The organism is Streptomyces thermovulgaris (assembly GCF_002155915.1).
GTDB lineage: Bacteria > Actinomycetota > Actinomycetes > Streptomycetales > Streptomycetaceae > Streptomyces > Streptomyces thermovulgaris.
Genome location: NZ_MUME01000092.1, coordinates 17,935 through 30,289, shown reverse-complemented (window position 1 = coordinate 30,289; position 12,355 = coordinate 17,935). Strand labels below are relative to the sequence as shown.

Annotated in this window: 12 protein-coding genes; 11 read left to right on the top strand and 1 reads right to left on the bottom strand. The window is 71.4% G+C overall.

The features are described 5' to 3' along the window. Window positions 1-694 (bottom strand): LacI family DNA-binding transcriptional regulator (locus tag CCN35_RS10080; RefSeq protein WP_086792327.1); only part of this gene is annotated, 694 nt, incomplete at its 3' end. A 121-nt stretch (window positions 695-815) separates the two neighbouring features. Between CCN35_RS10080 and CCN35_RS10075 the strand changes: the two genes are divergently transcribed. The 11 genes from CCN35_RS10075 (at window position 816) to CCN35_RS10025 (ending at window position 12,189) form a co-directional block, all read left to right on the top strand. Then, window positions 816-2,084, top strand: coding sequence for an MFS transporter (locus CCN35_RS10075; protein WP_067394893.1), 1,269 nt, complete (start codon window positions 816-818; stop codon window positions 2,082-2,084). Between the two features lie 9 nt (window positions 2,085-2,093). Continuing rightward, on the top strand, window positions 2,094-3,455 hold the full coding sequence (gene pafA / locus CCN35_RS10070) for a Pup--protein ligase (protein WP_067394896.1): 1,362 nt from the start codon (window positions 2,094-2,096) through the stop codon (window positions 3,453-3,455). A 144-nt stretch (window positions 3,456-3,599) separates the two neighbouring features. After that, entirely contained in the window at window positions 3,600-4,601 is a 1,002-nt protein-coding gene (locus tag CCN35_RS10065) for an FKBP-type peptidyl-prolyl cis-trans isomerase (protein WP_067394899.1), read from the top strand. 117 nt (window positions 4,602-4,718) lie between these two features. After that, the gene (locus tag CCN35_RS10060) at window positions 4,719-5,090 is read left to right on the top strand and encodes an FKBP-type peptidyl-prolyl cis-trans isomerase (RefSeq protein ID WP_067394902.1); all 372 of its coding nucleotides are present in this window, start codon (window positions 4,719-4,721) and stop codon (window positions 5,088-5,090) included. A gap of 149 nt (window positions 5,091-5,239) precedes the next feature. Next, entirely contained in the window at window positions 5,240-6,193 is a 954-nt protein-coding gene (locus CCN35_RS10055; RefSeq protein WP_067394906.1) for a helix-turn-helix transcriptional regulator, read from the top strand. 18 nt (window positions 6,194-6,211) lie between these two features. Then, window positions 6,212-7,282, top strand: coding sequence for a helix-turn-helix transcriptional regulator (locus tag CCN35_RS10050; RefSeq protein WP_086792325.1), 1,071 nt, complete (start codon window positions 6,212-6,214; stop codon window positions 7,280-7,282). Window positions 7,283-7,320: 38 nt separating this feature from the next. Then, the gene (locus CCN35_RS10045; protein WP_067394912.1) at window positions 7,321-7,581 is read left to right on the top strand and encodes a hypothetical protein; all 261 of its coding nucleotides are present in this window, start codon (window positions 7,321-7,323) and stop codon (window positions 7,579-7,581) included. Between the two features lie 10 nt (window positions 7,582-7,591). Further along, the gene (locus tag CCN35_RS10040; protein ID WP_067394915.1) at window positions 7,592-7,786 is read left to right on the top strand and encodes a hypothetical protein; all 195 of its coding nucleotides are present in this window, start codon (window positions 7,592-7,594) and stop codon (window positions 7,784-7,786) included. Between the two features lie 216 nt (window positions 7,787-8,002). Further along, the gene (gene tatA / locus CCN35_RS10035) at window positions 8,003-8,278 is read left to right on the top strand and encodes a Sec-independent protein translocase subunit TatA (protein WP_067394918.1); all 276 of its coding nucleotides are present in this window, start codon (window positions 8,003-8,005) and stop codon (window positions 8,276-8,278) included. A gap of 68 nt (window positions 8,279-8,346) precedes the next feature. After that, window positions 8,347-9,291: a twin-arginine translocase subunit TatC gene (gene tatC, locus CCN35_RS10030; RefSeq protein WP_067394921.1), complete on the top strand. Its 945-nt coding sequence runs from the start codon at window positions 8,347-8,349 to the stop codon at window positions 9,289-9,291. Between the two features lie 45 nt (window positions 9,292-9,336). Then, a complete protein-coding gene (locus tag CCN35_RS10025) occupies window positions 9,337-12,189 on the top strand; it encodes a DEAD/DEAH box helicase (protein ID WP_067394926.1) in 2,853 nt (950 codons plus the stop codon). The last annotated feature ends 166 nt before the right edge of the window (window positions 12,190-12,355 follow it).

The window sequence follows — 12,355 nt, the reverse complement described above, 5'->3', positions numbered from 1 at the left end:
CGGCGGCCCGGGCGTCCTCGAGGGAGAGGGGGGAGCGGACGGTGCGCACCGAGGTGCCGGGCACGGCGCCCACCCGCGCCGCGAGCTCCCGGGCCCGCATCTCGAAGGTCCAGGAGGCCACGTCCGCCGCGAGGTGCAGAAAGCGGCGGTGCCCCAGGCCCAGCAGGTGGTCGGCGATCCGGCGCATGCCGTCGGCGATGTCCAGGTTGACGGTGGCGGCGCCCGGTCTGCCCCCGGGGTCGCTGTCCAGCATGACCAGCGGCAGCTCGTCGCCGCGGATCGCGGCGAGGGCGTCGGCGGCCATGGAGGAGGCGATCACGCCGTCCAGGGCGGCCTGGGCGGAGGCGAAGGGGTTCCGTGCCGGGCCGACGCCCTCGGGGGAGGGGTAGAGGACGACGCCGAAGCCGTGCTCGGCGGCGACACGGGCGGCCCCGGTGTAGACGCCGGCGAAGAACTCGGTGGTCAGCGCCGGGACGACGAGGAGCACGGTCCGGGTGCGGCCCAGGCGCAGATTGCGGGCGGCCAGATTGGGCCGGTAGCCGAGGGCGCGGGCGGCCTGCCTCACCCGTTCGGCGGTCGCCTCGGACACCCGGCCGCGCCACTTGTCGCCGAGGACGAGCGAGACGGCGGCCTGGGAGACCCCCGCGGCCCGGGCGACGTCACGGCTGGTGGGGCGCGTGCTCTCTCGTGCCACCACGGGGCTGCTCCTTCGTCTGGACCGGCGAACAGCGCACATGGTACGTATGACCGAACACGTTATACGTAACACCGTAGGTTGCTCCAGCACCTCGGGCGAGTCGGTGGAAGGCGGGGCGATGGCCGCGGGAGTCGCGGGATATCTGGAGGTCCTCCGGGCGCGGCACGCCGCCCGGCTGCTGACCGGCACGCTCGTGGGGCGGCTGCCCAACGCCGTCGCGTCGATCATGATCGTGCTGTTCGTGCGTGCGGAGGGAGGCACGTACGGCCTGGCGGGGACGCTGGCGGCGGCGTACGGCGTGGCCAACGCCGTGGGCCAGCCGGTGCTCGGGCGGCTGGTGGACCTGCACGGCCAGCCCCGGGTGCAGCTGCCGGCCGCGCTCGCGGCGGCCCTGGCGACGGCCGTCTTCGCCCTGACCGGCATCGAGAGGCCCGTTCTCGCCGCCGTCCTGGTGGCGGCCTCCGGGCTCTTCGCCCCGCCCCTGGAGGGCGGTCTGCGCGCCCTGTGGCCCTTCGTGCTGCGCCGGGAGGACCAGGTGCACACGGCGTACGCCCTGGACGCCGTGGCCCAGGAGGTCATGTTCACCCTCGGCCCGCTGCTGGTGACGCTGTGCGCGTCGCTGTGGTCGGCGCAGGCGGCGCTGGTGCTGCTGAACCTCCTCGGGGTGCTGGGGGCGCTGTCCGTGGTCTGCTCGCCGCCCTCGCGCGCATGGCGCTCTGCGCCGCGGGAGGCGCACTGGCTGGGCGCCCTGCGCTCCCCGGGGCTGCTGGTGCTGCTCGGGGCCTTCCTCTTCGTGGGGGCCGCGCTGGGCTCGATCGCGGTGGCGGCGGCGTCGTACGCCGACGGGCACGGCGGCGACATGGTGTACGGCTGGCTGATGGCCGGACTGGGCCTGGGCGCGCTGGTGGGCGGTGCCGTCTACGGGGCGCGGCAGTGGAGCGGTGCACCCGAACGGCGCCTGCGGGTGCTGGTGCTTCTTCTGGCGGTGTGTTACCTGCCGCTGATGCTCAGACCGGGCGTGGCGGCCATGGTGCTGCTGGCAATGCTGTCCGGGCTGTTCCTGGCGCCGTGCATCGCGTGCGCGTTCGTCATCGTGGACCGGCACGCCCCGGCCGGGACGGTGACGGAGGCGTTCTCCTGGCTGGTGACGACGTTCACCGTGGGTTCGTCGCTCGGAACGGGGATCGCGGGGCCGGTGGTCCAGGCGGGCGGCGCGCTGTGGGGCTTCGCGGTCCCGGGCGCCGCGGGGGCCGTGTCGTCGCTGGTGCTGCTGGCCGCCGGAGGGGTCCTTTCAGCTCCCGCGGGACGGGCGGTGGTTGCGGCTTCACCGGAAAATGATCCGCATCGGGCCGTGGAACCCCGTTTGAGTTCGGAGGAACGGGCGTAAGGTTCATGCATGGACCGCCGCATTTTCGGGCTGGAGAACGAGTACGGCGTCACATGCACGTTCAGGGGACAGCGGCGTCTGTCTCCCGACGAGGTGGCGCGGTACCTTTTCCGCCGTGTCGTGTCATGGGGCAGAAGCAGCAATGTCTTTCTGCGCAATGGCGCCCGGCTCTATCTCGACGTGGGGTCACATCCGGAATACGCCACCCCCGAATGTGACAACGTGATCGAACTGGTCACCCACGACAAGGCCGGGGAGCGCATTCTGGAAGGCCTCCTGGTGGACGCGGAGCGACGCCTGCACGAGGAGGGAATCGCAGGCGACGTCTACCTCTTCAAGAACAACACCGACTCGGCGGGCAACTCCTACGGCTGCCACGAGAACTATCTGGTGGCACGGCACGGGGAGTTCTCACGGCTCGCGGACATCCTCATTCCGTTCCTGGTCACCCGGCAGCTGCTCTGCGGGGCCGGGAAAGTCCTGCAGACGCCGCGCGGGGCCGTGTACTGCGTGAGCCAGCGGGCCGAGCACATCTGGGAGGGGGTGTCCTCGGCGACCACCCGTTCGCGGCCCATCATCAACACGCGCGACGAGCCGCACGCGGACGCCGAGCGCTACCGCCGGCTGCACGTCATCGTGGGCGACTCCAACATGTCCGAGACGACGATGCTGCTGAAGGTCGGCGCGACCGATCTGGTGCTGCGCATGATCGAGGCGGGCACGGTGATGCGCGACCTGACCCTGGAGAACCCCATTCGGGCGATCCGCGAGGTCAGCCACGACATCACGGGCCGCCGCAAGGTGCGCCTGGCCAGCGGGCGGGAGGCCTCGGCGCTGGAGGTGCAGCGGGAGTACTACGAGAAGGCGGTGGACTTCTGCGAGCGGCGCGGCATCCGCACCGGTACGGTGGAGCGGGTACTGGAGCTGTGGGGCCGCACGCTGGAGGCGATCGAGACCGAGGACCTCGACCGGATCGGCACCGAGATCGACTGGGTGATGAAGTACAAGCTCATCGAGCGGTACCGGGCCAAGCACAACATGACCATGTCGCACCCGCGGGTCGCCCAGATAGACCTCGCCTACCACGACATCCACCGTCGTCGTGGCCTGTACTACCTGATGGAGAAAAGGGGTCAAGCCGCCCGGATCTGCAACGACTTGAAGATCTTCGAGGCCAAGTCGGTCCCTCCGCAGACCACTCGGGCCCGGCTGCGCGGCGACTTCATCCGGCGGGCGCAGGAGCAGCGCAGGGACTTCACCGTCGACTGGGTGCATCTGAAGCTCAACGACCAGGCACAGCGGACGGTGCTGTGCAAGGACCCGTTCCGGTCGGTGGACGAACGGGTGGAGAAGCTGATCGCCGGAATGTGAGCCGGGCGGACCGGGGCTCCGGCTTCCGCACGAAAGGCCGGAACACCACACGGGCGCCGTACGTTTCGCGTACGGCGCCCGTGTCACGACGTAGAGTTGCGCGCACGCCATCCATGAGACCGACTTGATTACGAGGCCTTCATCGTGCGCCGACGCTCACTTCTTCTGTCCGTACCCGCGGGACTTGTCACGCTGGCCGCCTGCGGCAATGACGAGTCCGGTTCGAGCAAGGCCAGCGAGAGCCCGTCGCCCCCCGCCTCGGCGCCGTCCGCCGCACCGTCGCCCAAGATCGTCTCCGGGCCGCTTCCGGCGATCACCGCGGGCACCGAGTTCGGCGAGAAGCCGACCGTGGCCAAGGGCGAGGGCGCTCCGTCGAAGGACATCGCCGTCAGGACGGTGATCGCGGGCAGCGGCCGGACCGTCGCGGAGAACGACTACGTCCAGGCCCACTACCTGGGCCAGATCTGGGACACGGGGAAGGTCTTCGACAACTCCTACGACCGCAGGACCCCGCTGGTCATCCAGCTGTCCCAGGGCACGATCATCGACGGCTGGCGCTATGCCCTCGCGGGCAGGAAGGTCGGCAGCCGCGTCGAGCTCTCCGTGCCGCCCACCTGGGGATACGGCACGCAGGGCAACGCCCAGGCGGGCATCAAGGGCACCGACACGCTGGTGTTCGTCGTGGACCTGCTGAACACCTTCAACTCCAAGAGCTCGGCCCAGGGCAAGGCGGTCCCGCAGAACAACGCCGACCTGCCCAAGGTGGGCACCAACACCGACGGCGCGGCCCCGTCCATCACCGTCCCCGAGGCCGCCGCGCCCAAGGACCTCGTGGCCGAGTACGTCATCGAGGGCGACGGCCCCGTGGTCAAGGCCGAGAACACCGTGCTCGTCCAGTACAAGGGCGTACTGTGGGACGATGGCAAGGAGTTCGACTCGACGTACCAGAGGGACGCCCTGACCTCGTTCTCGCTGCAGCAGGTCGTCAAGGGCTGGTCCCAGGGCCTGACCGGCAAGAAGGTCGGCAGCCGGGTCCTGATCGTCGTCCCGCCCTCCCTGGGCTACGGCGACAACCCGCCGCCCGACAGCGGCATCAAGAAGGATTCCACGCTCGTCTTCTCGGTGGACATCCTGGCGGCGATGTAGGGCGGGGCGGCACCGCGCCATGTCCCTCCCGCCCCGGGCGCGCATCCGGCGGGATGCGAGACTGTGCGGGTTTGCCGACATGGCTTTCTCGCAACCGAACAAGCAGGAGCACAGGACGTGAGCATCGAGAAGCCCGAGATCGACTTCCCTGGCGGCGAGCCCCCGGCGGATCTCGTGATCAAGGACATCTGGGAGGGCGACGGACCGCAGGCCGAGGCGGGCGACACCGTCTCCGTCCACTACGTGGGTGTGGCCTTCTCCACCGGTGAGGAGTTCGACGCGTCCTGGAACCGCGGCACGCCGCTGCAGTTCCGGCTGGGCGTCGGCCAGGTCATCGCCGGCTGGGACCGGGGCGTGCAGGGCATGAGGGTCGGCGGGCGCCGCCAGCTGATCATCCCGCCGCACCTGGCCTACGGCGACCGCGGCGCGGGCTCCCGGATCAAGCCCGGTGAGACGCTGATCTTCGTCTGCGACCTGGTCGCGGTCTGATCGGCCCGTGCCGGATCCGTACGGATCCGATCGTCCGGGGCCCATGCCTGGCCGGGCATGGGCCTCGGCTTTTGTCACAGCACACCGGGACGGTACGGTCGTCCGTCGTAAGGACCACAGGGAATCAACAGGGAAGACGAAGGGCGTCGATGGCCATTGCCAAGGCCGAGCGGCTGATGAACCTGGCGCTGTGTCTGCTCGGGACCCGCCGGCCGCTCAGCAAGCGGGAGCTGCGCGAGTCCATCGAGGCCTACCTCCAGGCGGGGTCCGACGACTCCTTCAACCGCATGTTCGAGCGGGACAAGGACGACCTGCGCGAACTCGGGCTGGTCATCGAGACCGTCGAGAACCTGGACGGCGAGGTCGGCTACATGGCCCGCCGGGACAGCAACCGGCTGCCGCCCATCACCCTGGACGCCGAGGAGGCCGCCGCCCTGGGCCTGGCCGCCAAGGTGTGGCAGCAGGCACGCCTGGCCGCGGCGGCCAGCGGAGCCCTGCAGAAGCTGCGCGCGGCGGGACTGCCCGAGGACGTCGACCCGTACGAGACCCACGGCGCCCTGGAGCCGCGCATCCCGGTGCACGAGGCCGCCTTCGAGCCGCTGATGCTGGCCTGCCGCGACCGCCGCCCGGTCGTCTTCGAGTACCGCAAGGCCACCGCCGCCCGCCCCGAGACCCGGCATGTCGAGCCCTGGGCGCTGGAGTGCTGGCGCGGCCACTGGTACCTGGCCGGCTTCGACCGCGACCGCGGCGCCGAGCGGGTCTTCCGGCTGTCCAGGATCACCGGCAAGGTCCGCACCCGCGGCACCGGCTTCACCGCCCCGGTCCCCGACGTCGTCACCGTGCGCGAGACCGTGGCGAGCTGGGCGGGCGAGACCGCCGACCGCACGGCGCGGATCCGGCTGCGCAAGGGCGCCGGGTACCCCCTGCGGGCAAGGGCCGTCGCCGTACGGGAACTCGACGGCGACTGGGACGAGTTGGAGATCCCGTACGGGCACGGGCTGGACGCCTGGCTGGTGGAGTTCGGACCGGACGTGGTGGTCCTGGAGCCGGACGAGCTGCGGGCGGACGTGGTGGACCGGCTGCGTGCCGTGGCCGAGGGCTGAGGGGGAACGAGCGACACCGTGGCAGGCAAACCGATCAGGCCCACGAACGCCATCGACCAGACCCGGCGGATGCTGTCCCTGGTGACCTATCTCCGGGAGCGGCCCGGCGCCCGGGTGGAGGACGTGGCGCGCGCCTTCGGCATCACCGAGGAGGAGCTGGTCTCCGACCTCGACGTGCTGCCCATGTGCGGCACCAGCTTCCGCGGCGGCGATCTGCTGGACATCGACACCGACGGCGAGCGCATCTGGTGGCACAACCCGGCCGCGCTCGCCGCGGAGGCGGCCGAGCCGCTGCGGCTGGCCTCCGACGAGGCGACCGCGCTGCTGGTCGCCGCCCGCGCGGTGGCCACCCTGCCGGGACTGCGCGAGAGCGACCGGCAGGCGCTGCTGCGGGCCACGGCCAAGGTGGAGGCCGCGGCCGGTGAGGCCGCCGGTGCCAGCTCGCGGCTGTCGGTGACCTTCGAGTCCGAGGGCAGTGTCTTCGCCGACGTCGACCGGGCGATCTCCGAGCGCCGCCGGCTGTGGATCCGCTACTACTCGCCGGCCCGCGACGAGGTCACCGAGCGCGAGATCGACCCCATCCGGCTGGTCAGCGTCGGGCACACCTATGTGGAGGCCTGGTGCCGCCGCTCCGAGGCGCGCCGCACCTTCCGGCTCGACCGGGTCGCCGAGATCAAGATCCTGGACGAGCCGTCCGCGCCGCCCGAGGTGGAGCTGCGCGACCTGTCCGAGGCCCTGGTCCAGCCGGCCGCGGAGGACCCGGAGGTCGTCGTCGAGGTCGGCCCGGGCGGTCGCTGGGTCGCCGAGTACTACCCGCACGACAGCGCCGAGGAACTGCCCGACGGCGGTCTGCGCATCACCTTGCGCACCCCCGACCCGGCCTCCCTCAGGCGGCTGGCGCTCCGTCTGGGCGGCGACGGCCGTATCGTCTCCCCCCGCGAACTGGCCGACAGTGCCAGGCAGGCGGCCCGCGAGGCCCTGGCGGCGTACGAGACGGTCCACGACGGCGCCACCGCAGCCGCCGCCGGGGGCGGCGAGGGCCACACGGTGCACGACGGGCGGTACGACAGGCAGGAGCAGGGGCTGTGAGCGGATCGGCAGCGGCGGGAAGGCCGGGAAAGCGCGGAATGTCGGTGGCGACGGCGTTCGCCGGGATGCGGAGCGTGACTCCGGTGGTCTTCCGGGCGGGCTGTCCGGACTGCCGGGGCCGTTTCGAGCTCGCCGCGAGCGCGCTGCGTCTGGCCATCGGCGCCAGCAGCCGCACCACCTTCTACTCCTTCACCTGCCCCGGCTGCGGCGCCGCGGTCCGCAAGCCGGCCGGCGAGCGGATCGTCGCCCTGCTCACCGGGGGCGGGGTCAGGACGCTGCGTCTGCACTCCACCCTCTAGGCTCGGTGCCATGTTCTGGGCGATGTTCGCGGTGGCCGCCGGTTTCCTGGGCCTGACCGTCCTCGGGGTGTTCGCTCTCCGGGTCTTCGTGGAGGCGCAGCGCCTCGGGCGGCAGGTCGCGGAGTCGGCGCGCCGCATCAGCAGGGCGGCCGAGGACCTGGAGCGGGCGGCCACGGGCGTCGCCCGGTCCGTGGACGCGCTGTGAGTGGTCCGTCACCCTGTCGTCCTGTCGTGTCCGGCGGGTACGCTGCTGGTCGCGGACCGGAGAACGAGGCCCCGGCCGCGGGCGGGCGTACGCACGGGGGATTGCCCTCCGTTCACCCCCGGGCGTTACGATCGCTGCCAGAGCGATGGGTCGGACCTGGGTCCGGCCGGTCGGACAGCCACCCACCCAGCCGCCTCGGTGAGAAGGTAAAGACATATGTTCGGAAGGCTCGGAGCCCCCGAGATCATCCTCATCCTCGTCGTCATCGTGCTGCTGTTCGGCGCGAAGAAGCTTCCGGACATGGCGCGCTCGCTCGGCAGGTCCGCCCGCATCCTCAAGAGCGAGGCCAAGGCGATGAAGGAGGAGAGCCGTACCTCCACTCCGGCGCCCGCCGAGGAGCAGCCTCCCGCTCCGCGCGTCATCCAGGCGGCCCCCGGTGACGTGACCAGCTCACGCCCGGTCAGCGAGCCGACGGACACCACCAAGCGCTGACGCACGGCCGGACAAGCGCTGACGCACGGCCGGACTGCTCCGGCCTCCGCACGAGATGAGGACGTGGGTTGCTCAAGCCTGCCCGAAAAAAGGTGAAGGACCCCGAGGGGAGGATGCCCCTCGCGGAGCATCTTCGTGAGCTCCGCAACCGGCTCGCGAAGGCCGTCCTGGCCATTGTCGTCGGCGGGATCGCGGCCGCCTTTTTCTACCAGGAGATCATCAATCTCCTCACCGAACCCGTTCAGCGCTCGGTGGGCTGCTCCAAGTCGTTCACGGAGCTGGCCGAGCAGAAGGAAGGGGCCTGCGGCAACATCACCGTCGAAGGCCTGCTGGGTCCCTTCACGCTGATGATCAAAGTGGCGCTGACCGCCGGTGTCGTCCTCGCCTGTCCCGTCTGGCTCTACCAGCTGTGGGCCTTCATCGCGCCCGGCCTGCACAAGCACGAGAAGCGCTACTCGCTGGCGTTCGTCGGAGCGGGCTTCCCCCTGTTCCTGGCCGGCGCGTACTTCTCCTACCACGTGCTTCCCGCGGCGGCCAGCGTCCTGCTCGACTTCACCCCCGACGGCGCGGTCAACCTGCTGCCGCTGGGCGATCTGCTGAACCTCGTCACCCGCATGGTGATCGTCTTCGGCCTCTCCTTCGAGCTGCCGCTGCTGCTGGTGATGCTGAACCTCACCGGAGCGGTCACCGGACGCCGGATGCTCGGCTGGTGGCGGGCCATGGTCCTGGGCGTCACGATCTTCACGGCGTTCGCCACGCCCACGGTCGACCCGGTCTCGATGCTGGCGCTCGCGGTCCCGATCGTCCTGCTGTACTTCCTGGCCACCGGCTTCGCCCTGCTCAACGACCGGCGCAGGCGGCTGCGGGAGGCCGCGGGACCCTCCGACGACGAGGCCTCCGAGCTGGACCTCACCCCCGGGGACATCGGCGAGGTCGAACCCGTCGCCGCCCCCCGCACCCTGACCGACCGGACCGACACGGAGCGGGTCAACGGGTACGACGACGCGACCTGACCGGCGGCCCGGCCGCCACGGCGTCACCGGCGGCCGGCCCGGATAATGATCGTCACGTTGTCGGCTCGGCCCGGTACGCTCGAGAGCACGATGACAGAGGACCTCTCACCGGCCGAGCGGTACGCGGCAGCGCGCAGGCGGGCTGCCGAGCAGGCCACCGCGCTCGCGGGCTTCCGCGAGATGTACGACTTCGACCTCGACCCGTTCCAGGTCGAGGCCTGCCGGGCGCTCGAGGCGGGCAAGGGCGTGCTGGTCGCCGCGCCCACGGGCTCCGGCAAGACGATCGTGGGCGAGTTCGCCGTCCACCTCGCCCTCCAGCAGGGCAAGAAGTGCTTCTACACGACGCCCATCAAGGCGCTGTCCAACCAGAAGTACTCCGACCTGTGCCGGCGCTACGGCAGCGGCAAGGTCGGCCTGCTCACGGGCGACAACAGCCTCAACCCCGACGCCCCGGTGGTCGTGATGACCACCGAGGTGCTGCGGAACATGCTGTACGCCGGCTCCCAGACCCTCCTCGGCCTGGGCTATGTGGTCATGGACGAGGTGCACTACCTCTCCGACCGCTTCCGCGGCGCCGTCTGGGAGGAAGTGATCATCCACCTGCCCGCGTCGGTGACCCTGGTGTCCCTCTCGGCGACCGTGTCCAACGCCGAGGAGTTCGGCGACTGGCTGGACACCGTCCGCGGCGACACCCAGGTGATCGTCTCCGAGCACCGGCCCGTGCCCCTGTTCCAGCACGTCCTGGCCGGGCGCCGGATGTACGACCTGTTCGAGGAGGGCGAGGGCCGCCGCAGGAGCGTCAACCCCGATCTGGTGCGCATGGCCCGTCTGGAGGCCAGCCGCCCCTCCTACCTGGACCGCCGGCGCGGCCGCTCCCTGCGCGAGGCCGACCGCGAGCGGGAGCGCAGACAGCGTTCCCGGATCTGGACCCCGAGCCGGCCGGAGGTCATCGAACGGCTGGACGCCGAGGGTCTGCTCCCGGCCATCACCTTCATCTTCAGCCGCGCCGCCTGCGAGGCCGCCGTGCAGCAGTGCCTGTACGCGGGGCTCAGGCTCAACGACGAGCAGGCCCGGGAGGAGGTCCGCGCCCTGGTCGAGGAGCGCACCGCCTCCATCCCGACGGAGGACCTGCACGTCCTCGGCTACTACGAGTGGCTGGAGGGCCTGGAGCGCGGCATCGCCGCCCACCACGCGGGCATGCTGCCGACCTTCAAGGAGATCGTCGAGGAGCTGTTCGTCCGCGGTCTGGTCAAGGCGGTCTTCGCCACCGAGACCCTGGCGCTCGGCATCAACATGCCCGCCCGCTCGGTGGTGCTGGAGAAGCTCGTCAAGTGGAACGGCGAGCAGCACGTCGACATCACCCCCGGCGAGTACACGCAGCTGACCGGCCGCGCCGGCCGCCGGGGCATCGACGTCGAGGGGCACGCGGTGGTGCTGTGGCAGCGGGGCATGAACCCCGAGCACCTGGCGGGCCTGGCCGGCACCCGCACCTATCCGCTGCGGTCCAGCTTCAAGCCGTCGTACAACATGGCGGTCAACCTGGTCGAGCAGTTCGGCCGGCACCGCTCGCGCGAGCTGCTCGAGAGCTCCTTCGCGCAGTTCCAGGCCGACAAGTCGGTCGTCGGCATCTCCCGGCAGGTGCAGCGCAACGAGGAGGGCCTCCAGGGCTACAAGGCCGCGATGACCTGTCACCTCGGCGACTTCGAGGAGTACGCGCGGCTGCGTCGCGAGCTGAAGGACCGTGAGACCGAGCTGGCCCGGCAGGGCGCGGCCCAGCGGCGTGCCGAGGCCGCCATGGCCCTGGAGAAGCTCAGGCCGGGCGACATCATCCATGTGCCCACCGGCCGGCACGCCGGTCTGGCGCTGGTGCTGGACCCGGGCCTGTCGGCGGGCCGTTCCAACGGCCATCGCGGCCTGGAGTACCACGACGGCCCGCGCCCGCTCGTCCTGACCGCCGGGCGGCAGGTCAAGCGGCTGGCGTCGGCCGACTTCCCGGTGCCCGTGGAGCCGCTGGAGCGGATGCGGATCCCGAAGTCCTTCAACCCCCGCTCCCCGCAGTCCCGCCGGGACCTCGCCTCCGCGCTGCGCACCAGGGCCGGGCACATCCCGCCGGAGCGGCACCGCAGGCGGCGCTCCCCGGCGGCCGACGACCGCGAGATCGCCCGGCTGCGCGCCGCACTGCGCGCCCACCCCTGCCACGGGTGCGACGAGCGCGAGGACCACGCCCGCTGGGCCGAGCGTTACTACCGGCTGCTGCGCGACACCAAGCAGCTGGAGCGGCGCATCGAGGGCCGTACGAACACCATCGCGCGCACCTTCGACCGCATCGTGGCGCTGCTCACCGAGCTCGACTACCTGCGGGGCGACGAGGTGACCGAGCACGGCAAGCGGCTCGCCCGGCTCTACGGCGAACTCGACCTGCTCGCCAGCGAATGCCTGCGCGAGCGCGTCTGGGAGGGCCTGGGCCCGGCCGAACTGGCCGCCTGCGTCTCGGCGCTGGTCTACGAGGCCCGGGTCGGCGACGACGCCCTGCCGCCCCGGCTGCCCTCGGGCAGGGCGAAGGCCGCGCTCGGCGAGATGGTGCGGATCTGGGGCCGGCTGGACGCCCTGGAGGAGGAGTTCCGCATCAAGCAGACCGAGGGCGTGGGCCAGCGCGAGCCCGACCTCGGCTTCGCCTGGGCCGCCTACATGTGGGCCTCCGGCAAGGGGCTGGACGAGGTGCTGCGCGAGGCGGAGATGCCGGCGGGCGACTTCGTGCGCTGGTGCAAGCAGGTGATCGACGTCCTGGGCCAGATCGCGGCGGCGGCCCCCGAGGAGGACTCGACGGTGGCCAGGAACGCGCGCAAGGCGGTGGACGGACTGCTGCGGGGGGTCGTGGCCTACTCGTCGGTCGGCTGAGCCCCGTCGGCCGGCCGGGCACGCCGGCCGGGGCGGCACCCAGGGCAGGGACACGGGTCCGGCGACGGACCGTCCCTGCCCTGATGCGTTTTCTCACCCGTCACAGTGAGCCGGTTTCGTTCACCCGTGCTCCGTGACGTTCTGTGTTCGATCGTGCTCCGTGTGT

Excerpts from the sequence above, each read along its gene's own strand:
- CCN35_RS10025 (WP_067394926.1), top strand. The coding sequence starts at position 9,337 with ATGATCGTCACGTTGTCGGCTCGGCCCGGTACGCTCGAGAGCACGATG.
- pafA (WP_067394896.1), top strand. The coding sequence starts at position 2,094 with ATGGACCGCCGCATTTTCGGGCTGGAGAACGAGTACGGCGTCACATGC.
- CCN35_RS10075 (WP_067394893.1), top strand. The coding sequence starts at position 816 with ATGGCCGCGGGAGTCGCGGGATATCTGGAGGTCCTCCGGGCGCGGCAC.
- CCN35_RS10045 (WP_067394912.1), top strand. The coding sequence starts at position 7,321 with ATGTCGGTGGCGACGGCGTTCGCCGGGATGCGGAGCGTGACTCCGGTG.
- tatA (WP_067394918.1), top strand. The coding sequence starts at position 8,003 with ATGTTCGGAAGGCTCGGAGCCCCCGAGATCATCCTCATCCTCGTCGTC.
- CCN35_RS10055 (WP_067394906.1), top strand. The coding sequence starts at position 5,240 with ATGGCCATTGCCAAGGCCGAGCGGCTGATGAACCTGGCGCTGTGTCTG.
- CCN35_RS10040 (WP_067394915.1), top strand. The coding sequence starts at position 7,592 with ATGTTCTGGGCGATGTTCGCGGTGGCCGCCGGTTTCCTGGGCCTGACC.